This is a genomic window from Streptomyces sp. NBC_01255, from assembly GCF_036226445.1.
GTDB lineage: Bacteria > Actinomycetota > Actinomycetes > Streptomycetales > Streptomycetaceae > Streptomyces.
In genome coordinates, this window is sequence record NZ_CP108474.1 from 2,738,425 (window position 1) to 2,760,301 (window position 21,877).

At 71.0% G+C, this 21,877-nt stretch carries 18 protein-coding genes; 9 read left to right on the plus strand and 9 right to left on the minus strand.

The genetic code is table 11. The features are described from left to right. Positions 1-26: 26 nt before the first annotated feature. The 4 genes from pta (at position 27) to OG357_RS11855 (ending at position 5,487) form a co-directional block, all read left to right on the plus strand. Positions 27-2,120 carry a phosphate acetyltransferase gene (gene pta, locus OG357_RS11840; RefSeq protein ID WP_329621116.1) on the plus strand — a complete coding sequence of 698 codons (2,094 nt, stop codon included), beginning with the start codon at positions 27-29 and terminating at the stop codon, positions 2,118-2,120. Continuing rightward, complete coding sequence (locus OG357_RS11845; protein ID WP_329621117.1) at positions 2,117-3,361, plus strand: acetate kinase; 1,245 nt, start codon at positions 2,117-2,119, stop codon at positions 3,359-3,361. The genes pta and OG357_RS11845 overlap by 4 nt, the downstream gene beginning before the upstream one ends. Positions 3,362-3,443: 82 nt before the next feature. Beyond that, positions 3,444-4,874 (plus strand): pyruvate kinase, encoded by a 1,431-nt coding sequence (gene pyk / locus OG357_RS11850; RefSeq protein ID WP_125745870.1) that lies wholly within the window; start codon positions 3,444-3,446, stop codon positions 4,872-4,874. Between the two features lie 133 nt (positions 4,875-5,007). Continuing rightward, a complete protein-coding gene (locus tag OG357_RS11855) occupies positions 5,008-5,487 on the plus strand; it encodes a hypothetical protein (RefSeq protein WP_329621118.1) in 480 nt (159 codons plus the stop codon). A gap of 78 nt (positions 5,488-5,565) precedes the next feature. Here the strand turns inward: OG357_RS11855 and OG357_RS11860 are convergent, their stop codons facing one another. The 4 genes from OG357_RS11860 to OG357_RS11875 form a co-directional block, all read right to left on the minus strand. Then, positions 5,566-6,933, minus strand: a complete 1,368-nt coding sequence (locus OG357_RS11860; RefSeq protein ID WP_443066664.1) for a hypothetical protein — start codon at positions 6,931-6,933, stop codon at positions 5,566-5,568. Further along, a complete protein-coding gene (locus tag OG357_RS11865) occupies positions 6,923-7,498 on the minus strand; it encodes a DUF6114 domain-containing protein (RefSeq protein WP_329621120.1) in 576 nt (191 codons plus the stop codon). The genes OG357_RS11860 and OG357_RS11865 overlap by 11 nt, the downstream gene beginning before the upstream one ends. Positions 7,499-7,613: 115 nt before the next feature. Further along, positions 7,614-8,291: a DUF6230 family protein gene (locus tag OG357_RS11870; RefSeq protein WP_329621121.1), complete on the minus strand. Its 678-nt coding sequence runs from the start codon at positions 8,289-8,291 to the stop codon at positions 7,614-7,616. Between the two features lie 605 nt (positions 8,292-8,896). Continuing rightward, on the minus strand, positions 8,897-9,874 hold the full coding sequence (locus OG357_RS11875; RefSeq protein ID WP_329621122.1) for a tetratricopeptide repeat protein: 978 nt from the start codon (positions 9,872-9,874) through the stop codon (positions 8,897-8,899). A 321-nt stretch (positions 9,875-10,195) separates the two neighbouring features. Here OG357_RS11875 and OG357_RS11880 point away from each other — a divergent pair, with 321 nt between their 5' ends. From OG357_RS11880 to OG357_RS11890, 3 genes are all read left to right on the plus strand, one after another. Then, the gene (locus OG357_RS11880) at positions 10,196-10,825 is read left to right on the plus strand and encodes a TetR/AcrR family transcriptional regulator (RefSeq protein ID WP_329621123.1); all 630 of its coding nucleotides are present in this window, start codon (positions 10,196-10,198) and stop codon (positions 10,823-10,825) included. Between the two features lie 44 nt (positions 10,826-10,869). Next, on the plus strand, positions 10,870-11,280 hold the full coding sequence (locus OG357_RS11885) for a PPOX class F420-dependent oxidoreductase (protein ID WP_329621124.1): 411 nt from the start codon (positions 10,870-10,872) through the stop codon (positions 11,278-11,280). A 283-nt stretch (positions 11,281-11,563) separates the two neighbouring features. Continuing rightward, positions 11,564-13,594 carry a zinc ribbon domain-containing protein gene (locus tag OG357_RS11890; protein ID WP_329621125.1) on the plus strand — a complete coding sequence of 677 codons (2,031 nt, stop codon included), beginning with the start codon at positions 11,564-11,566 and terminating at the stop codon, positions 13,592-13,594. Here the strand turns inward: OG357_RS11890 and OG357_RS11895 are convergent. The 4 genes from OG357_RS11895 to OG357_RS11910 form a co-directional block, all read right to left on the minus strand. Then, on the minus strand, positions 13,591-15,291 hold the full coding sequence (locus OG357_RS11895) for an acyl-CoA mutase large subunit family protein (protein WP_329621126.1): 1,701 nt from the start codon (positions 15,289-15,291) through the stop codon (positions 13,591-13,593). The two genes, OG357_RS11890 and OG357_RS11895, sit on opposite strands and share 4 nt — an antisense overlap. Before the next feature lie 84 nt (positions 15,292-15,375). After that, positions 15,376-15,708, minus strand: a complete 333-nt coding sequence (locus OG357_RS11900) for a DUF3817 domain-containing protein (protein ID WP_329621127.1) — start codon at positions 15,706-15,708, stop codon at positions 15,376-15,378. An 87-nt stretch (positions 15,709-15,795) separates the two neighbouring features. Then, entirely contained in the window at positions 15,796-16,305 is a 510-nt protein-coding gene (locus OG357_RS11905; RefSeq protein WP_317599229.1) for a MarR family winged helix-turn-helix transcriptional regulator, read from the minus strand. Positions 16,306-16,347: 42 nt separating this feature from the next. Beyond that, positions 16,348-17,520: an MFS transporter gene (locus OG357_RS11910; RefSeq protein WP_443066803.1), complete on the minus strand. Its 1,173-nt coding sequence runs from the start codon at positions 17,518-17,520 to the stop codon at positions 16,348-16,350. 285 nt (positions 17,521-17,805) lie between these two features. On the opposite strand from OG357_RS11910, the gene OG357_RS11915 reads away from it, so the two are divergent. Beyond that, entirely contained in the window at positions 17,806-18,798 is a 993-nt protein-coding gene (locus OG357_RS11915; RefSeq protein ID WP_329621129.1) for an ArsR/SmtB family transcription factor, read from the plus strand. Positions 18,799-18,811: 13 nt separating this feature from the next. Continuing rightward, entirely contained in the window at positions 18,812-19,903 is a 1,092-nt protein-coding gene (locus OG357_RS11920; protein WP_443066665.1) for a glycoside hydrolase family 6 protein, read from the plus strand. 12 nt (positions 19,904-19,915) lie between these two features. Here the strand turns inward: OG357_RS11920 and OG357_RS11925 are convergent, their stop codons facing one another. Further along, a complete protein-coding gene (locus OG357_RS11925; protein WP_329621130.1) occupies positions 19,916-21,877 on the minus strand; it encodes a kelch motif-containing protein in 1,962 nt (653 codons plus the stop codon).

Here is a 21,877-nt window from a genome sequence, read left to right on the forward strand (position 1 = left end):
CGCAGGACTGGACAGGAGACCACGGCGTGACGCGCAGCGTGTACGTGACCGGGATCGACCGCGGTGACGGCCGCCAGGTCGTCGAGCTGGGAGTCATGGAGCTCCTCACGCGTCAGGTGGACCGGGTGGGGGTGTTCCGCCCGCTGGTGCACGACGGCCCCGACCGGCTCTTCGACCTGCTGCGGGCCCGCTACCGGCTCTCGCAGGACCCCTCGACGGTCTACGGCATGGACTACCACGAGGCCTCGGACCTCCAGGCCGAGCGGGGCACCGACGAACTGGTCTCGCAGCTCGTCGACCGCTTCCACGCCGTCGCCCGCGACTACGAGGTCGTCCTCGTCCTCGGCACCGACTTCGCGGCCACGCAGCTCCCCGACGAGCTCGCGCTCAACGCCCGCCTCGCCAACGAGTTCGGCGCCTCCGTCATCCCGGTGGTCGGCGGCAAGGGCCAGCCCTCGGAGTCCGTACGGGCCGAGGCCCGCAACGCCTTCCGGGCCTACGACGGACTCGGCTGCGACGTGCTGGCGATGGTCGTCAACCGGGTCGCGGGCGAGGACCGGGAGGCCATCGCCGAGCGGCTCTCCGCCCGGCTGCCCGTGCCCTGTTACGTCCTGCCGGACGAGCCGGCGCTCGCCGCGCCCACCGTCTCCCAGATCACCCACGCGCTCGGCGCCTCCGTGGTCCTCGGCGACGACCAGGGCCTCGCGCGGGACGCCCTGGACTTCGTCTTCGGCGGCGCGATGCTGCCGAACGTCCTCAACGCGCTGACCCCGGGCTGTCTCGTCGTCACCCCCGGGGACCGGGCCGACGTGGTCGTCGGCGTGCTCGCCGCGCACTCGGCCGGCACCCCACCCATCGCCGGCGTGCTGCTCACCCTCGACGAGCGGCCCGGCGAGGAGATCCTGACCCTGGCGGCCCGGCTCGCGCCCGGCACCCCGGTCATCTCCGTGGCCGACAACAGCTTCCCCACCGCGGCCGAACTCTTCTCCCTGGAAGGCAAGCTGAACGCCGCCACCCCGCGCAAGGCGGAGACCGCCCTCGGCCTCTTCGAGCGGCACGTGGACACCGCCGACCTGCTCAAGCGGATCTCGGTCGCCCGGAGCGGCCGCGTCACCCCGATGATGTTCGAGCACGAACTGCTCGAACAGGCGCGCGCCGACCGGCGCCGGGTCGTGCTTCCCGAAGGCACCGAGGAGCGTGTGCTGCGCGCCGCCGACGTCCTGATACGCCGTGACGTCTGCGACCTGACGCTGCTCGGCGACGTCGAGACGATCCGCAAGAAGGCCGCCGACCTGAGCGTGAACCTGGGTGACACGCAGCTGATCGACCCGCAGACCTCGGAGCTGCGCGACTCGTTCGCCGAGAAGTACGCGGCGCTCCGCGCCCACAAGGGCGTCACGGTCGAGCTCGCGTACGACGTCGTCTCGGACGTGAACTACTTCGGCACGCTGATGGTGCAGGAGGGTCTGGCCGACGGCATGGTCTCCGGCTCCGTGCACTCCACGGCGGCGACGATCCGCCCGGCCTTCGAGATCATCAAGACGAAGCCCGAGGCGTCGATCGTCTCCTCGGTCTTCTTCATGTGCCTCGCCGACAAGGTGCTCGTCTACGGCGACTGCGCGGTGAACCCCGACCCGAACGCCGAGCAGCTCGCGGACATCGCCGCCCAGTCGGCTGCCACCGCGGCCCGCTTCGGCGTGGACCCGCGGATCGCGATGCTCTCGTACTCCACCGGCACCTCGGGCTCCGGCGCGGACGTCGACAAGGTGCGCGAGGCGACGAAGCTGGTCCGCGAGGCCCACCCGGAGCTGCGGATCGAGGGCCCGATCCAGTACGACGCGGCGGTGGAGCCCTCCGTCGCCGCCACCAAGCTGCCGGAGTCGGAGGTGGCCGGGCAGGCGACCGTGCTGATCTTCCCCGACCTCAACACCGGCAACAACACCTACAAGGCCGTGCAGCGTTCGGCCGGCGCCGTGGCCGTCGGCCCGGTGCTCCAGGGCCTGCGCAAGCCGGTGAACGACCTCTCGCGCGGCGCGCTCGTCAGCGACATCGTCAACACGGTCGCCATCACGGCGATCCAGTCCCAGGTCCCCTCCCAGGGTCAGGAGCTCGAAGCATGACCGCCACCCCCACGCACACCCCCACCCGTGTCCTCGTCCTCAACTCCGGCTCGTCGTCGGTCAAATACCAGCTCCTCGACATGGCGGACGGCAGCCGGCTCGCGGTCGGCCTGGTGGAGCGGATCGGCGAGGAGACCTCCCGTCTGGTGCACACCCCGCTCCAGGGCGGCGGAGGCGAGAAGCGCGAGAAGAACGGTCCGATCCCCGACCACGCGGCGGCGCTGAAGGCGGTCGCCGAGGAACTGGCGGCGGACGGCCTCGGCCTGGACTCCCCCGAACTGGCCGCGATCGGCCACCGGGTGGTGCACGGCGGGCTGCGGTTCAGCGCCCCGACGGTCGTCGACGACGAGGTGCTGGCGGAGATCGAGCGGCTTGTGCCGGTCGCCCCGCTGCACAACCCGGCGAACCTCACCGGCATCCGTACGGCGATGTCCCTGCGCCCCGACCTGCCGCAGGTGGCGGTCTTCGACACGGCCTTCCACACGACGATGCCGGAGTCGGCGGCGCGGTACGCGATCGACGTGGCGACGGCCGACGAATACCGGATCCGGCGGTACGGCTTCCACGGCACCTCGCACGCGTACGTCTCGCGCGAGACGGCGAAGCTGCTCGGCAGGGCGCCCGAGGAGGTGAACGTGATCGTGCTGCACCTGGGCAACGGCGCTTCCGCCTCGGCGGTGGCGGGCGGCCGGTGCGTGGACACGTCGATGGGTCTGACGCCGCTGGAGGGCCTGGTCATGGGCACCCGCTCGGGCGACATCGACCCGGCGGTCACCTTCCACCTCAAGCGGGTGGCGGGCATGTCGGCCGATGACATCGACGTCCTCCTCAACAAGAAGTCCGGCCTCGTCGGGCTCTGCGGCGACAACGACATGCGGGAGATCCGGCGCCGCGTCGACGAGGGCGACCAGGCGGCGACCCTGGCCTTCGACATCTACATCCACCGCCTGAAGAAGTACATCGGCGCCTACTACGCGGTGCTCGGCCGGGTGGACGCGGTGGTGTTCACGGCGGGGGTCGGCGAGAACGCGGCCCCGGTGCGGGAGGCTGCGATCGCGGGCCTGGAGGAGCTGGGTCTCGCCGTGGACGCGGACCTCAACGCCGTACGTTCCGACGAGGCGCGGCTCATCTCTCCGGACTACGCGCGGGTGGCGGTCGCCGTGGTGCCGACGGACGAGGAGCTGGAGATCGCGCGGCAGAGTTTCGCGCTCGTTCAGAGCTCGGTGAGCTCGAACGAGTGAACGCTTGAGCGGGCCCGCGCCCATTTGTACTTTCCGCCAGTCGGAATATTCCGCAGTGAAACAAACCGATAGGATCCGCCTCATGCGCCGTTCCAAAATCGTCTGCACGCTGGGCCCCGCCGTCGACTCGTATGAGCAGCTGAAGGCTCTCATCGAGGCCGGTATGAACGTGGCCCGATTCAACTTCAGCCACGGCTCCCAGGCAGAACACCAGGAGCGGTACGACCGCGTCCGGCAGGTCTCCGCGGACACCGGGCACGCCGTCGGCGTCCTCGCCGACCTCCAGGGCCCCAAGATCCGTCTGGAGACCTTCGCCGAGGGCCCGGTCGAGCTGGTGCGCGGTGACGAGTTCACCATCACCACCGACGACGTCCCCGGTGACAAGTCCATCTGCGGCACCACCTACAAGGGTCTGCCCGGCGACGTCTCCAAGGGCGACCAGGTCCTGATCAACGACGGCAACGTCGAGCTGCGGGTCGTCGAGGTCGACGGTCCCCGGGTCAAGACCGTGGTCATCGAGGGCGGTGTCATCTCCGACCACAAGGGCATCAACCTGCCCGGCGCGGCCGTCAACGTCCCCGCCCTGTCGGAGAAGGACGTCGACGACCTCCGCTTCGCGCTCCGCATGGGCTGCGACATGGTCGCCCTCTCCTTCGTCCGCGACGCCGACGACGTCAAGGACGTCCACAAGGTGATGGACGAGGAGGGCCGCCGGGTCCCCGTCATCGCCAAGGTCGAGAAGCCGCAGGCCGTCGAGAACATGGAGGCCGTCGTCGCGGCCTTCGACGCGGTCATGGTGGCCCGTGGCGACCTGGCCGTCGAGTACCCGCTGGAGCGGGTCCCGATGGTGCAGAAGCGCCTGGTGGAGATGTGTCGCCGCAACGCCAAGCCGGTCATCGTCGCGACCCAGATGATGGAGTCGATGATCACCAACTCGCGGCCGACCCGCGCCGAGGCGAGCGACGTCGCCAACGCGATCCTGGACGGCGCGGACGCGGTCATGCTGTCGGCCGAGTCCTCGGTCGGCGCCTACCCGATCGAGACCGTGAAGACGATGTCGAAGATCGTCACCGCGGCCGAGGAGGAGCTGCTCTCCAAGGGCCTCCAGCCCCTGGTCCCGGGCAAGAAGCCGCGCACCCAGGGCGGCTCCGTCGCCCGCGCGGCCTGCGAGATCGCCGACTTCCTGGGCGGCAAGGCGCTGATCGCCTTCACCCAGTCCGGCGACACGGCCCGCCGCCTCTCCCGCTACCGGGTGCAGCAGCCGATCCTCGCCTTCACGACGGACGAGAACACCCGCAACCAGCTCACCCTGAGCTGGGGCGTCGAGTCCTTCCTCGTCCCGTTCGTGGAGACCACGGACGCGATGGTCGACCTCGTGGACGCCGAGCTCCTGAAGCTCCAGCGCTACAACGAGGGCGACACCATGGTCATCACGGCCGGCTCGCCCCCCGGCGTCCCCGGCACGACGAACATGGTCCGCGTCCACCACCTCGGCGGCGGCGAGCACGCCTGACGTCCCGCTTGATTCGCATACGGCTGTGGGCCGCACCCTGGGAAAAGGGGTGCGGCCCACAGCTGTTTCCGTAGCATCGGGGCGAACGTCCGGGTTGTCGTGGAAGGGTTCAAGGCCGATGGCGCATGCGGAGGTGTCTCCCGAACTTCGGGACGCCGTACGGCGGCTGGAGGCCCTGACCGGCAGGACCGTCGCCGACGTGGCCGACGGCCACGCCCGTTGGGAGCTGTACCGGGCCGCCCTCGCGTCCGATGCGGCTCGGCCCGGCCTGCCGGCCGCTGTCATGGCGGAGGCGGACGCCGTTCTCGCCTCGGGCGTCGTCGGCGAGGCCCTGGCGCGGGTGCCCCGTGCCGACCGGGAGACCTGGGTCCGGTCGCTCGCCCCGTCGGTGCGCGCGTTCAGCGAGCGCCGAGCGTGTGAGCTGGGGACCCTGGAGGACCTCCGGTCCGGGGCGGAGGTGCAGGCGCTCGGCCCCGAGCTGGTCGACGGTTGGAGCGACTGGCTCCAGCTGCGGATCGCCGCCGAGGTGTCCGACGTGTCGGTGCTGCGGCTCCTGGCCGACTCGGGCCGCACCAAGCGCATCCGTCGCACGGCGGCCGAGGCACTCGGCTGACGGTGCCGAACGACGACGACCTCCCCTCCCGTGCGGGAGAGGAGGCCGTCGCGTGCGGCTCCCGGAGGAGTACGGAGATCAGCTGGGCTCGACCGTGTTGCGGAGGCCCGGGACCTTGAGGGTGCCGCCGAACTGGCCCGCCTGCTTGAGCTTCACCTGGGTGAAGAAGGCGAAGGGGACGTCCAGCGGGGGCGGGGACTCCGGGCCGAAGGTGATCGGGATGAGGCCGAAGAGGTTGCCCTTCAGCTCCTCCGTGTACATCGTCACCGTGCCGTCGGTGATGGTCGACGTCGAGCCCCTGTCGGAGCGGACGTGACCCGTATAGCCCTCGGAGTGGACCGTCAGCTGGTGGAGGTCCTTGATGTCGATGCCGGAAGCGGTGAACTTCAGGACCTTCTTGATCTTGCCGCTGCCGGTCTTCACCTCGACGATGCCGTGGTACTTGAGGCCCTTGAGGGTGAGGAGCGTGCTCTCCAGCCGCCACGGGTCGTCCGGGAGCAGCGGGATGCCCGGCTCCAGTTCGGCCGCCGCGAGCGCCTCGGGGTCGAGCTCGGGGCACGGGAAGCGCGGCTTGGCGCCGTCGGGTATGGACTCGTCCTTCTTGGGGTCGAGGCCCTGGGCGCTCTCCGGGAGCTCCTTGACGGTGACGCCGGCCTTGTCGGCCGCCTTCTCGATCGCCTTCTTGGCCGCGTCGGCGGCCGCGTCGACGGTCGCCTTCGGCTTGGCGGGGGCGGTCGCGGTCGCCTTGGCGGTGGGGGTCGCCTTCGCGGTGGCGGTGGCGGTCGCGGTCGCCGTCGGCTTCGATGAGGCGGTCGCCGTCGGCTCGTCGGCGGTCGCGGGCTTCTGGACCGGCGCGGCCGTCGTGGCCGTCGGCGTCGGGTCCGGGCCGTCGAAGAGGTCCTTGATCGCGTCGCCCACGCCCAGCGGGTCGAGCGGGTTCGTCGACTTCGTGGGGGTGGGTGTGGCCGTGGGGCTCGCGGTCGCCGCCAGCTCCCGCGTCTGCTGCGTGGCCGCCTGGCCGGTCTCCGTCGCGGTCGGCGTCGGGGTCGCGGTGGCGGTCGCGGAAGCACTGGCCGTGGCCGTCGGGCCGGTCGTCGCCGTGGCGCTCGGGGTCGCGGTCGGTGAACCCGTCGCGGTCGCCGAGGGGGTGGCCGTCGGCTTCGCGCTCTCCGTGGGCTTCGCCGAAGGCGTCGCCGTCGCCGTCTCCTCCGGAGTCGGCTCGTCCGAGCGGGTCACACACGGGCCGGGCGCGAAGGGGATGTCCTTCTCGTCGGCGAGGGCGATCTTGGGCGTGAGGCCCATGCCCACGAACACCGCGGTCGGCATGGCGGCCAGCGCCATCGCCTTGCCCGCGGGGCCCTGGATCCTGTTCAGCAGCGACTTGCGCGGGGCCGCGTGCCGCGGGCCCTCCTTCGCGAGCGCCGACTGAGTCTCGTCACCCCGCACTGTTCCTCCCGCCATTGGCGTCGGTCGTCGTCGTTTCGGTCGCCGACTCGTACGTGTCGCGCTGCTCCGGGACACCGGCCGCCACCACGGCCTCGGTCTCGGAGTCGTACCTGTACGTGGCCTCCTCGGAGGCCTCCGGCTCACTGTCGTGCTCCGCTTCGGGTGTCTTCTCGATGGGCGGGGCGGGTGCCCAGGCGATGGACATGCCGCCGCCGATGAGGGCGAACAGGAACCCGACGACCAGGCCGCCGAAGTTCGACACCGGGATGGAGACCAGCGCCAGGACGATCGACGCGACACCCGCGAAGACCCGCACGATGGGCTGGTACCACATCGTCAGGCCGAGCGTGATGAGCAGGACGCCGATGATCAGGGCGGCGGATCCGGCGGTCGTCTTCATGGCGAGGGTGACGTTGCCGAGCCGCATGTCCCCGTAAGGGAGGTAGGCGATCGGCAGGCCGCCGATCATGGTGAACAGTCCCGCCCAGAAGGGCCGGGTCTGCCGCCAGACCTTGAACCGGTTCTCCTTGGGGACTTCGCGGGAGGCAGGGGTCTCGGCGCTCATGGAAACAGCTCCCTGGAAGCGGTGTTGCTGAGAAAAAGGTGGAGAAGAGAGGGTTGCCGGGCAGGGCCGCGTACAGCGGCCCCGCCCTTGGGGCGATCCGGTCCTGGTGGGCCGGTCAGCCCGGGTAGCACTCCGCGTCCGTGCCCCGGTGCAGGGACAGGTTGAGGTCGGGGAGCTTGAAGGTGCCGGCCGTGGTGGCCCACGCCTTCTGCCTCACGTTGGAGAGCGTGGCCTCGTCCGCGCGCTGGGCGAACCCGGCGGTCTTGGCCTCGGTGCCGGGCTGAATGCCCTGCCAGCCGTCGGGCTTGCCCTGGCCGAGGGAGCCGGCCGCGATGCCGATGTCGATGTTCTTGAACGAGGCGTCGGCCTTGAGCGAGGAGACGTCGAGGTAGAGGTCCTTGCCGTAGACCTTGTCCTCGGTCTTGCCGGTCTTGGCGGCCTCGGTGCCGGCCTCCAGACGGAGGGTGACGTCGCCGATGAACGGGATGTCCGGCGTCACGACCGACTGGCACATGTTCGTGATCCAGGCCTGGTCGAAGCCGGAGACCGCGACCGGAGCACCGAACGGCTTGCCGTCCAGCGTCGTGCCCTTGGCGACGCTGCCGTACTGCACGAACTGCGTGCCGTACAGCTCATCGGTCTTGACCTTGAACTCCTGGCCGGAGATCGCGAAGGACGCAGCCAGCGCACCCTGGGCCAGGCCGACGCCGATCGCGGCCGTCGCGGCCACGCTCGGGACCATGACGACGGCGAACCGCTTCCATCTGGTACCGCCACGAACCTGGGACTTCATGAGAATTCCTCCTTCTCGGACGTACATCTCCGGAAGGGCCGGGGGCCCGTCCCGGGATGGGAGAAGAGCTACGTCCTCGGGAAGGGAAGCACCGAGGCATCAGGCGGCGCGCTGCGCGTCCGAATCACCGGCGATCACCCCCGAGCGACAACCATGAGCCACGCTGTGCGCGTGGCCGGGTTGGACAGGCCCCGTTCGGTGAGATCGGGAACCCCCCTGTCCACGGCCGGCGCCTGGGGCACCGGCCCGCCCGGTGGGGACCCTCGCCGTGTTCCCGGTTGGTTGCCGGGGGTGTGCGGTTCGGACCGAGCGTCGCCGATCGTGGTCGATTCCGGGCCGTCGCACAAGGGGGTTCGTTACTGGCTAGTAACGGGTGGATAACCGGGGCATGGCGGGGCGGGGCCGAGCGAGCACGCAGGGTGCGGTCGGGTGATACCGAATATCGGCAGATAACCTGATGAAGACGGGCAGAATCCTCGGTTCGACTTACTGCAAGTAACAGCGGCCGCGATTACCAAGTTTTGGTAAAGCACGGCCGCTGTTTGTCGCTGTGTCGCCAAATCGTCGGTCGATCCGGCGGGTCGGGAACGCCCCGGGGCGAGGTCTTAGAAAAGGACCCGGGCGAGGGCCTGGCGGGCCGCCGTCACGCGCGGGTCGTCGACACCGATGACCTCGAAGAGCTCCAGGAGCCGCAGCCGCGCCGCGTCCCTGTCCTCGCCCGCCGTGCGACGCACGGTCTCCACGAGGCGCCCGAAGGCGTCCTCGACATGGCCGCCCACCAGGTCGAGGTCGGCGGCGGCGATCTGCGCGGCGACGTCGGCCTGGTTGTCCGCCGCGTTCTTGCGTACGACGGCGGGGTCGAGGTCCTGCACCCGGGCGAGGAGCTCGGCCTGCGCCAGGCCCAGCTTGGCCTCCGGGTGGGCCGGGTCGTCGGCGAGCACGTTCTTGTACGCCTGGACGGCGCCGGCCAGGTCACCCGCGTCGAGCGCGGACATGGCCGCTTCGAGGAGGGCGTCGTACGGGCCGGCCGGACGCTCGGCGGCGGCGGAGCCATCGGCGTCACCGTCCGCGTCGCCGGCCACGGCGATGCCCGTGAGACCGAAGCGCTCCTCGCCGACCTGGATCAGCTGGTCGAGGGTCTCCCGGATCTGGGCCTCGGGCACGGCACCCTGGAAGAGCGGCAGCGCCTGGCCGGCGACCACCGCGAAAACGGCCGGAATTCCCTGGATGCCGAACTGCTGCATCAGCATCTGGTTGGCGTCGACGTCGATCTTCGCGAGCAGGAAGCGGCCGTTGTACTCGACGGCCAGGCGCTCCAGGAGGGGGCCGAGCTGCTTGCACGGCTCGCACCACTCGGCCCAGAAGTCGAGGACGACCGGGACCTCGGCGGAGCGCTGGATGACATCGCGCTCGAAGCCGGCCTCGTCGACGTCGATCACCAGGGCGGAGGGGGGCACCGCGGCGGGGCCACCCTGCCGGGCGGCCTCGGCCCGGACCTGCTCCGCCTTGGCCTTGGCCTCTCCGGCCGCCTTCACCGCGGCGAGGTCGACGACGCCGCTCATGGACATGTTTCGGGGCTGCATGCGTACATCCTCCCCCTTCCGCGCGCGTAACCGGTAAGTCATGGCTGAACCGTGCCGCCCGGGGGTCTCCCGCCGGTGTGCGAGACGCCCGGGCAACACGGTTCTTCGTCTTCGTTCCGCACCGGATCCCCACCCGGTGCTCCGCCGGGTCCCCACCCGGCACATGGTTGTCGCTAGGGCCGCTCAAAGCCTTTCGCTACAGGTCGTAGCGTAACTCTCCGGGGCGATCGGCGGGGAGGGCGCGGGAGCGATCCGCCCGGTGAACTGGCTCACATCACGCGCCTCTGGCGCCGTACCTACCGACGGGTATGGTCGACGTCCATGTGCAGCAGTACCCCCCGCAACAGCCGAACCGGACGACCTCGCTCCACCGAGGCCGACACCGCCATCCTGGAGGCGACCCGCGCCGCCCTGGTCGACCTCGGCTGGTCCAAGCTCACGATGGGGGACGTCGCCGGCCGGGCCGGGGTTGCGAAGACGACCCTCTACCGTCGCTGGGCCAACAAGAACGAGCTCGTGGTGGACGCCGTCGCCGTCCTCTTCGACGAACTCGAACTGCCCGACCTGGGTTCCCTCCAGGCCGACATCGAGCATGTCGTCCTCCAGTTCGCGGCGCTCCTCGAACTCCCGGAGACCAAGACGGCCCTGATGGCCGTGGTGGCCGAGTCGACCCGCGACGCACCGCTGCGCGAGCGTATCCGCGCCTCGATAGTCGACCGCCAGAAGCGGCTCGTCCTGACGGGCCGCCGGCGGGCGCAGCAGCGCGGCGAGCTCCCCGCGGACCGCGATCCGATGGCCGTGGACGCCACGGACGACCTGATCTTCGACGTCATCGCGGGCGCGGTCGTCCACCGCGCCCTGGTGAGCGCCGAACCGGTCGACGGGGCCTGGGTGGCCCGCCTCTCGGCCCTCCTCGTGGGCGGCCTGGGCGCGGTGGCGACCCTCGGCTGAAAGTGGGAGGCACGGCCGGCCGGTCACCCCCTACCCTGACCGCCGTGACGACTCACCTCACGGACTCCGTCCGCGCCCTGCTCGACGACGTCAACCCGGCCGTACTGGCCACGATCCAGCCCGATGGCTCCCCGCAGACCTCGGTCGTGTGGGTCGGCCGTGACGGCGACGACCTCCCGATCTCCAGCCAGGACGGCCGCCGCAAGATCAAGAACATCCGGGCCGACGCCCGGGTCAGCCTCACCGTCCACGACCGCCGCGATCCGCTGCTCTACGCGGAGATACGGGGCACGGCGACGGTCGCCGAGGACACCGGCCGCGCGCTGGCCGTGGCACTCGCGGAGAGTTACGAGGGCGAGAGCGCCGGCCGGAAGTACCTGGAGCTGCCGCCGGAGGAGGTCCGGGTGGCGGTCCGGATCACCCCGACGAAGGTCCTGGGCACGGCCGCGAAGTAAGTCAGGTCGTGATCCGTCCGCACAGCGCGTCCCCGCAGTAGGTCCGCGCGCGACAGGCCGTACGGAAAGTCCCCGTACCGCCCCTGCTGTCGCGTGCTCGCGTCCTAGGACACGGAGTGGTTGACGTGCGGACGGCGGCCCAGAGACATGCCTCCACCCATCAGGCGTACATGCGTGCGACGTGTCGCGAGTGCTGGTGAATGCGTGCGTGATTCGCCTGTGCGTGCGGGGATGGTCTCTAGGTTGGGTCTGAGGCCGGGGTGATGCCGAGGGGGTGACCGTCATGTGGGCTGCCCAGACGCAGCGGAGGTTCCGGGGGAAGAACAAGGCCCCGAAGTGGAAGAAGCCCGACGACGGGCAGGTATCGGTCATGGTGCTACCGCTGGCCGTCACCGGACCTGCCGAACTGGCCCGGCTGGATGAGCTGTTCAGCTCGATGTGGTCGATCAAGCGAGCCGTCCAGCGCGACGCCCGCGCCAGGGTCGATGCGTACTGGGCCGCGTTCCACGAGCGCGACGAGCACGGGGCGAAGGCCGTGCGGCAGCGCCTCGGGCTGTCCCGTGAGGCCCTGGAACGCTGTGCGTACAAGCACCTCGAAGCCTCCGGGCACCTCAAGCACCACGTCCCCAAGGCCCTGGCCATGCACATGGCCGACGAGGTGTGGAACGGCGTTCAACGCCACCTGTTCCCCGACAACACCGGCCGCCGATACGGCCCTCCGAGGACGGGCCGTTGGCACGGCTTCACCCGCATTCCCGGTCGCGCCCGTTCCCACACCATCGAACGCAAGTGGGAGACCTTCCGCCTCGTCGGCTCGTTGCACGGCCACACCATCGCCTACACCGCCAACGGCCGGCACACACTGATGCAGCCGAGCCGTATGCCAGTGCCGGCGACGTCGTCCGGCGTCGTGCCCACCGGAAAGACCACCGCGTCGGGGAAGCCGGGCACGCGGAAGGCGACGTGGTGGGACCACGCGGGCCCGCTCGCTGTGGTGTTTGCGGGCGGCCCCGACGGGAGCCGGGGTGACCTCGTACTCCCGGTGCGTATCCCGCAGCAGCCGGGCCAGTGGGCACGCGTCGAGCACTTCCTATCGAATCCCGGCCGCTGGCACAAAGTCGATCTCGTGCGCCGCCGTAAGGCATCCGCGCCGGGCGGCTGGGTGCACGAGGCGCACCTGATGATCCTCGGCCCCGGCTACGCCGCCCCCGCCGTACAGCGGATGCGCGAGCAGGCCGCCGCCCTGGACCGGATCGGCGGGGTGGACGGCAACGTCTCCAACGTCTCGGTCGTCTCCCTGCCCGCCAGCCTCGACCCTGCCCAGGGTGCCCCGGCCTCCACCGAGATCACCCTCAGCCCGCAGGAACGGGCACTTTTGGAGCAGGAGGCGAAGAAGCGACGCGGCCGTGCGCGGGCCTTGGAGCGCTCCCGCCGGGCCACGAACACCGCACAGTACGGACTGTCGAAGAAGCAGACCCGGCGCGCCGAGCAGCGGGCGGCCAGGGGCCTGACGCCCAAGGCCGTCACCGTGCCCGGTGGTACCCGTGCTGCCCGCGTCGATGGGGTACCGAAGCAGGCGTTCCGCCGCGACCGGCTGTCGGTGAACTACCGGGAGCAGCGCGCCCGCCAGGCCGAAACGGCTGCCTCGACCGCCGAGCACCGCCGTTTCCGTGCCCGCCAAGTCGCCCGGCAGATCATCGCCGCCCACGGCCCCGTGCTGGTCGTAGAGGACTGCGATATCCGTACCTGGTACCGCCTGTGGGGCAAGCGACTTTCCCAGACGACCCCCGGTCGGCTCATCGCTGCCCTTGAGCGTGAGTGTCAGGCTGCGGGAGGCCGCCTCGTACGGGCCTCCACCTGGTCCACCGCCCTGTCCCAGCACTGCCTGTGCGGCGAGCGGGTCAACAAGTCGCTTCGCGACCGGGAACACAAGTGCATCGCCTGCGGCCTCGTCGGGAAACGTGACCTCGTATCCGCCGCACTGGCTGCCTTCGTCAACTTCACCGACGCGGACAACCCCACCACCGCGCGCCTGGACACCACCGCGTCCAGTCACGCACAGATCATCTTCGCCGAAGGGCTGGAAGAAGCCCTGCGGGAGTCAACCACACCGTGCCAGACCGCCCCTCGGGGTGCTGGTCGCGTGGCAGTCCCACGGCAACGCCGTGGGACCTCTGCTCCCCGAACCGCCGGACAGCGGTCCCGAGCGACCCCGGATGAGACACGCCAGTGCGTGACCACGCCGGAAAGCCCGGACACCGCCCCGGCCGCAACCCGCAACTCACCCTCTGGTGAATTGCGGATCAAGTCTTAGAAGCCCGGGGGCTCCGTGTAGATGCCCCACTCGTCGCGCAGGGCGTCGCAGATCTCGCCGAGGGTGGCCTCCGCGCGTACGGCCTCCAGCATCGGGACGATCATGTTCGAGCCGTCCCGGGCCGCCGCGAGCATCGCGTCGAGCGAGGCGCGGACCTTGGCGTCGTCACGGCGCGCCTTGCGCTCGCCGAGGACCCGGACCTGCTCCCACTCGACCTCGTGGCTGACCCGCAGGATCTCCAGGTCGCCGGTGACGGAGCCGTGGGCGCAATTGACGCCGACGACCCGCTTGTCGCCCTTCTCCAGGGACTGCTGGTACTGGAAGGCGGACTCGGCGATCTCGCCGGTGAACCAGCCGTCCTCGATCCCGCGCAGGATGCCCGAGGTGATCGGCCCGATCGGGTGCTGCCCGTCCGGGTGGGCGCGCCAGCCGCGCTCCTTGATCTGGTCGAAGATCCGCTCGGCGTCGGCCTCGATGCGGTCGGTGAGCTGCTCGACGTACCAGGAGCCGCCCAGCGGGTCGGCCACGTTGGCCACGCCCGTCTCCTCCATCAGCACCTGCTGTGTGCGGAGTGCGATCTCGGCGGCCTGCGCGCTGGGCAGCGCGAGCGTCTCGTCGAGGGCGTTGGTGTGGAGGGAGTTGGTGCCGCCGAGGACGGCGGAGAGGGCCTCGACCGCCGTACGGACGACGTTGTTGTACGGCTGCTGGGCGGTGAGGGAGACACCGGCGGTCTGGGTGTGGAAGCGGAGCCACTGCGCCTTGTCGGTCTTGGCGCCGTAGACCTCCTTCATCCAGCGCGCCCAGATCCGGCGGGCGGCGCGGAACTTGGCGATCTCCTCGAAGAAGTCGAGGTGGGCGTCGAAGAAGAAGGAGAGGCCGGGGGCGAAGACGTCGACGTCGAGGCCGCGCGAGAGGCCCAGCTCCACGTAGCCGAAGCCGTCGGCGAGGGTGTACGCGAGCTCCTGCGCGGCCGTCGCCCCGGCCTCGCGGATGTGGTAGCCGGAGACGGAGAGCGGCTTGTACGCGGGGATGCCCTCCGCGCAGTGCTCCATCAGGTCGCCGATGAGGCGCAGATGGGGCTCGGGCTCGAAGAGCCACTCCTTCTGCGCGATGTACTCCTTGAAGATGTCGGTCTGGAGCGTGCCGTTGAGCACGGCCGGGTCGACGCCCTGGCGCTCGGCGGCGACCAGGTACATGCAGAAGACGGGCACGGCGGGCCCGGAGATGGTCATCGAGGTGGTGACGTCGCCGAGCGGGATGTCCTTGAAGAGGACCTCCATGTCGGCGGCGGAGTCGATGGCGACACCGCAGTGGCCGACCTCGCCGAGCGCCTTCGGGTCGTCGGAGTCGCGGCCCATGAGGGTCGGCATGTCGAAGGCGACGGAGAGGCCGCCGCCGCCGGCCTCCAGGATCATCTTGTACCGCTCGTTGGTCTGCTCGGCGTTGCCGAAGCCCGCGAACTGGCGGATGGTCCAGGTCCGGCCCCGGTAGCCGGTCGCGTGGAGTCCCCGGGTGTAGGGGTACTCGCCGGGCCAGCCGATGCGCTCGAACCCCTCGTAGGTGTCGCCGGGCCGGGGCCCGTAGACGGGCTCCACGGCGTCGCCGGAGAGCGTGGTGAAGTCCGCGTCCCGCTTGCGGGCCTTGTCGTAACGGGCCTGCCAGCGACGGCGGCCTTCCTCGATGCCGTGAGCGTCCATGCACTCGAATTTACTAGGACGTCCTAGTAAATGTCGATGGGAGACCGCCGTACGCATCCGTACGGCGGTATCCGGCGGTCCGCGTCAGGCCTTGACGGCGGCCGGGGAAGCGTCCGTGACCAGCGGCAACGTCTCGCGGACGACCTTGCGCTCGACGAAGAAGGCGGCGAAGGGAATCGTCCCGGAGAGCAGCACCCACAGGAGCTTGCCGAACGGCCACTTGGCCTTGGAGCCCAGGTCGAAGGCGAAGACGAGGTAGATGATGTAGAGGACGCCGTGGGCCTGGGAGACCGCGAAGGTCACGTCCTCGCCCATGTCGAACCCGTACTTGAAGATCATGCAGGTGCACAGCACGAGCAGCATGACGGCGGTCACGTAGGCCATGACGCGGTAACGGGTCAGCACGCTGGATTTCATGCCGTCGAGCGTAACGGCACGTTCCGGGCGATCTTCGCGCGGGTCGGCTCTCGCCGGACGCGCGGGTCGGCTCTCGCCGGACGCGGGTCAGCTCTCGTCGAAATCGTGCGCGCTCACCCGCAGCGGGCGGAGCATCGCGAAGATCTCGCCGCATTCCTCGGCGTCGTACGCACCGAGCCCGAACTCCATGTCCATCAGGTCGCGGGTCGCGGACTCGACCACCTCGCGCCCCTTCTCGGTGATGGTCGCGAGGGTGCCCCGGCCGTCGTTGGGGTTCGGGCGCTTGGCGACGAGACCGGACTTCACGAGCCGGTCCACCGTGTTCGTCACCGAGGTGGGGTGCACCATCAGCCGCTCGCCGATCTTGGACATCGGCAGCTCGCCCGCCTTGGAGAAGGTGAGCAGGACCAGGGCCTCGTACCGCGCGAAGGTCAGCCCGTACGGCTTGACGACGGCGTCGACCTCCGCGAGCAGGATCTGCTGGGCGCGCATGATCGAGGTGATCGCGGCCATCGAGGGGACCGGGCCCCAGCGCTTCTGCCAGAGTTCGTCGGCGCGGGCGATGGGGTCGAAGGGGAGACTGAGCGGCTTCGGCACGCGTCGACCTTACCCATGCGCCACTGGGCGGTCAGCCCCGTCTCATTTCTCGGTCGCCCCGGAGGACTTGAGCTCCGCCGCCGCGGCGAGGAGGCAGAGTGTGCCGACGACGCCCGTGCCCGCGACGACCGTGTGCACGGGGGCGAACTCGGCCGCGATCCCGGCTCCCGCCATGCCGATCCCCTGGACGGTCATCATCCCCGCCGTCATCAGGGTCATGGCCCTCCCCCGCTGCGCCTCGGGGACGGCGGCGACGAACCAGGCGTCGAGACCGAGCGTGTACGCGCCGGTGGCGCCCGCCAGGAAAAGCGCGACGACCGCGAGGGCGACGCCGGGCTCGGGGGCGTACAGGAGATACGGGAGGACGCCCGTCACCGCGAGCGGGAGCACGATCCGGGAGCGGGTCGCGGCGGAGAGGAACGAACCGGCGAACAGCTCGCCCGCGATCGTGCCGACCGGCAGCGCGCACATCAGCAGACCGAGGGCGGCCGTCGAGACGCCGATCTCGTCGGCGTAGGGGGCTGCAAGCGCCTCCGGTACGACGGCGAAGAGCGGCGGCACCCAGAACATCACCATCAGGGCGCGCACGCGCCGGTTCCGCAGGACGGCCAAGGTGCCGGAGAGCCCGCTCGCGGCCGCCTTCCCGGCGGCGCGGGCCGGACGGCGGACGGTGCCGAGCCGGAGCAGCAGCGCCGAGGCGAGGAAGGTGACGGCGGTGACGGCGAGGGCGCCGCGCGGCGGGACGACGGTGAGGAGGACGCCGCCGACGGCGAAGCCGGTGAGCAGGGCGCTCTGCGAGACGATCCGCAGGAGCGAGCGGCCGAGGACGAAGAGGTCGCCCTCGCCGAGGATGTCGGCGAGGGTCGCCATCCGGGTGCCGTTGAAGACCGGCGAGACGACGGCGATGGCGCAGCGCAGGGCGAGCAGGACGGCGACGGGGGTCGCGGGGACGACCATCACGGCGACGCAGGCGGCGCAGACGAGGTCGCAGACGACGAGGATCCGGCGGGGCGGGAGGCGGTCGGTGAGGCCGGCGAGGAGGGTGCCGCCGAGGAGGTAGGGGAGGAAGCCGAGGGCGAAGGTGAGGGAGGAGAGGAGCGGGGAGCGGGTGAGGTCGTAGACGAGCACGGTGAGGGCCAGCTCGCTGACGACGACCCCGAGGAGCGAGAAGAGGTGCGCCACGAAGACGAACCGGAACTCCCGCACCCGGAACACGGCCCGGTACCCGGGGCTGCCGGTGGGGGCGGAGGGCGCGGGCGTGGCGGGCACGGCGGTGACGGACGCAGGGGTGACGGACGCAGGGGTGACGGACGCAGGGGTGACGGACGCAGGGGTGACGGACGCAGGGGTGCCCTGCGAGGCGGGCGCAGGGGTGACGGGCACAGGGGTGCCCTGCGAGGCGGGCTTCGGCATGGTCGCAGCGTGCCGCCGACCGGCGTCCCGCCCTAGACTTTCGGCTCCACACGAATGTTCCGAGTCCGGCGAGAGCCAGAGGTCCCCGTGCCGTACCACCTGCGCTTCGGCGAGGCCGACCCGCTGCGGATCCGGTTCGCGATCTCGCCGCTCTGGGAGACGCACTCCGCCGTGCGGGTCCTCGCGCGGCCCGGGAAGCAGAGCTACCACCTTCCGTGGATGCGGCGGATCGCGGGCGCCGCGCGGGATCTCGACCTCGGGCCGCTCCAGCTCCTCATGCCGCTCCGCGGGCACAGCCCGGACTTCCTCTATCCGCCGCCGATCGGGCCCGTCGCCACCTTCGACGAGGAGATCGCCGCGGTACGGGAGACCGACCCGGCCCTCGCGCTCGTCGACTTCGAGCGGGCGCTCGCCGAGACCCCGGGGGCAGCCGGTACGGAGGAGGGCCGGCGGCTGCTCGCCGATCCGGCCGACGGGGTGCGGCGGCTGACCGTCCTCCTGGAGGCGGCCTGGGCGGTGCTGATCGCTCCCGAGTGGCCCCGGCTGCGGGCGCTCCTGGAGGCGGACGTGGCGTACCACTCGCGCCGGCTCGCGGAGGGCGGGCTCGAACGGCTCCTGGGCGAGCTGCACCCGGCCTTCGCCTGGGCCGCCGAGACCGCCACCCTCCAGGTCGCCTACGCCGGGGAGCACGACCGTCCGCTGGACGGGCAGGGGCTCGTCCTCATGCCGTCGGTCTTCACCTGGCCCGATGTGGTGAGCGGCTTCGATCCGCCGTGGCAGCCGACCGTGGTGTATCCGGCGCGCGGGATCGGCGGGCTGTGGGCCGAGCCCCGGGAGCGTACGCCCGAGGTGCTGGCCCGGCTGCTCGGCCGCGCCCGGGCGGACGTCCTGTGCGCCCTGGACGAGCCGACGGGGACGACGGCGCTCGCGCACCGGCTGGGCCTCGCGCCCTCCACCGTCTCCTCGCACTTGTCGGTGCTGCGGGACGCGGGGCTGCTCGCCTCCCGGCGGTACGGCCACCAGGTGCTGTACGAGCGGACGCCCCTCGGGATCGCGGTGTCGCAGCCCGGAACCGACTGACCGTCATGTCACGATGGCGCCGATTGTCCTGAACCCCGTACCCGTACGCCCCGCCGTACCCGACCCTGGGGGCCGGTTGTCCCGCCGCACCGTCACCGCCGCCGCCCTGACCCTCGTCTCCGCGCTGCTTCTGACCGGATGCTCCGGCGACGAGCCCCCGAAGACTCCCGTCGGCCCGCCCTCCGCGGCCGGTGAGGCCTCGGGCGAGGCGCCGGCGCCCTCCGCCGGTTCGCCGTTCTGGGTCGACCCGGAGAGCGACGCGGCGAAGCAGGTCAGGACGTACGAGGCGCAGGGCAGGACCGAGGACGCCGAGGTCCTGAAGCGGATCGCGGAGCGGCCGGTCGCGGACTGGCCGGCGGGGGACGACCCCGTCCCCGAGGTCACGCGCGCGGTCAGGGGCGCGGCGGCCGAGGGCCGGACCCCGGTCTTCGTCGCGTACAACATCCCCCACCGTGACTGCGGGATGTACTCGGCGGGCGGCTCGCACGACGCGCGGGCCTACCGGAACTGGGTCGACTCCTTCGCCTCCGCGATCGGCGACTCCCCCGCGATCGTCGTCCTGGAGCCGGACGCGGTGCCGCACATCGTGGACGGCTGCACCCCGGCCCAGTACCACGACGAGCGCTACGGGCTGCTCGCCGAGGCGATCGAGCGGCTCAAGCGGCAGCCGCGCACCCGGGTCTACCTGGACGCGGGCAATCCGGCGTGGATCGACGACCCGGGCAAGCTGGTGGAGCCGCTGCGCCGGGCGGGCGTCGCCCGCGCCGACGGCTTCTCGCTCAACGTCTCCAACTTCCAGACGAACGACACGGTGAAGGGCTTCGGCTCGACGCTGTCGGGGCTGCTCGGCGGCGCCCACTTCACGGTGGACACCAGCCGCAACGGCGACGGCCCCCTCCCGGGTGACCGGGCGGAGGCCTGGTGCAATCCGCCGGGCCGGGCCCTCGGCGTACCGCCGACGGACCGGACCGGGGACGAGCTGGTCGACGCCTATCTGTGGATCAAGCGCCCCGGCGACTCGGACGGTCAGTGCCGGGGCGGCCCGGCCGCCGGGACGTGGTGGCCGGAGTACGCCCTGGGCCTCGCCCGCCGCGCCAAGGCCTGAGGGACCGCAGGCTCACCCCACCTGGATCCACTTCGCCTCGCTCGGGATGCCGTCCGCGTCCGTCACGAAGAGCATGTACCAGCCGGGCGGCACGAGCGTGCGGTCCTGCGGTACGTCGACGGTGACCGACTTCCCGTCCTGCCCCTTCGTCAGGCCGACCTCCACCGAGCGCTGTTCGACGTCCGTCGTGTGGGTGACGGCGCTGGGCCGCATCAGCCGGGCCTTGACGATCCGCCCGGCGTCGGCGGTCCTGAAGGTGGCGCGGCCGTTCTGGTCGAGCTCCCGCGGGCCCTCGCCCAGGGCGGGCCGGTCGGTGCCCGCCTGGTGGAGGTAGGGCGGGGTGAAGACCTCGATGCGCTGCTCGAACGTACCGAGCTTGGTGTTGTCCTTGTCGTCGAAGAGCGGGTCGGAGCCGAAGGTCGCGACCCGGCCGTCGGGGAGCAGCAGCGCCTCGGAGTGGTAGTTGCGGCCGACGGTGGGTTCCGCGGCCTCGGCGAAGGCGTTGGCCTTCGGGTCGTAGAACTGCGCCTTGAGGATGTCGCTGCCGCTGCGGCCCCGGTACTGCTCGGATCCGCCGCTGGTGAAGACGGTGTCGTCGGGCAGCAGGACGCTGCTGAGGTAGCGGGTGCCCTGCGGGAGCGCGGGCCCGTCGGTGAAGACGGGACTGTCCTGGGAGAGGTCGACGATCGAGGTGCGGGCAGTGGACTTCGGGGACTCGCCGACCCCGCCGCCGCCGAGGACCATGACCTTCTGGCTCTGGACGGGCGGCAGCATCAGGGAGGCGGAGGTCTCCAGCTGGTCGGGGTCGGTGAGCCCGCCGAGCTTGGTGAAGGAGTTCTTCTTCAGGTCCCACAGTCCGGGTTCGCGGCCCTTCTCGGCGGGGCCGTAGCCGGCGTTGGAGCCGGTGTAGAGGACCTTGCCGCCCTTGGTGAGGAAGAGGGAGGGGTAGGTGGGGAAGTAGCGGAAGGGGCCCTTGGACCACTTCTTGGTCTTCGGGTCGTAGATCTCGTTGTCGCCGGGGACGACGTCGCCGACGTCGTTGAGCCCGGAGACGGCGAGGACCTTGCCGTCGGCGAGGGTGAGGAGGGTGGGGTACCAGCGGGCGTCCTTCATGGGGTCCACCGGGATGTACTTCTCGGCCCGGGGGTCGAACTCGTAGGCGCCCTTGATGCCCTGGAAGTCCTGCTTCTCGGTGGTGAGCTTCTGCGCGAGCCCGTAGACGTTGTCGGCCGCCTCGCCCTTGAGGCCGACGACCTCGTACTGCGCGGCCTCGGTGGTGAGGGCCTGCGGACCGGCCTTCCGCGCCTCGACGAAGACCCGCGCCTCCGCCGCCGTGACCTTGGTCTTCCACGGCTTCATCTGGCCGCTCTTGAAGTACGAGACCTCGAACTCGCGCTTGGCCTTGGGGACGGTGACGTCGAACTTGGAGACGTACTCGACCCCGGACGGGGAGCGGAAGACGGTGCCCTTCTTCAGGGTGACCGCCTTGTCGGGGCTCTCGTTCTTGACCCGCATGCCGCCGCCGGCCTTCTCGACGCCGCCGTCGAGGACCTCGTACCGGGCGGTGCCGCCGGCGACGAGCAGCCGCCCGTCGGGGAGCTGGGTGTGGCCGGAGCAGAAGAAGTCCACCGGGGTGGGGATCTTCTTGAAGGTGTTCTTCGCGGGGTCCCAGAGGACGGTCTCGAAGGTCCCGGCGTCGAAGTTCTTCTGGTCGTTGCCCGAGCCGGCGATCAGCAGCACCTTCCCGGTGTGCAGGAGGGCCGCGTGGATGGCGTTGACGCGGTACTCGTCGGGGACCTCCACCTCCGCCCAGGAGCCGAACTGCTTCTTGTAGCCGGGCTGGGCGATCTTGTACGCGTGGTACTTCTCCTCCGCGAAGGAGACGGCGGCGGGGGCGTTGAGCGCGGCGAGAAGCACGACGGCCCCGCTGCCAAGCAGGGTCTTCTTGAACTTCTTCGACGGCCGGTGGGCCAT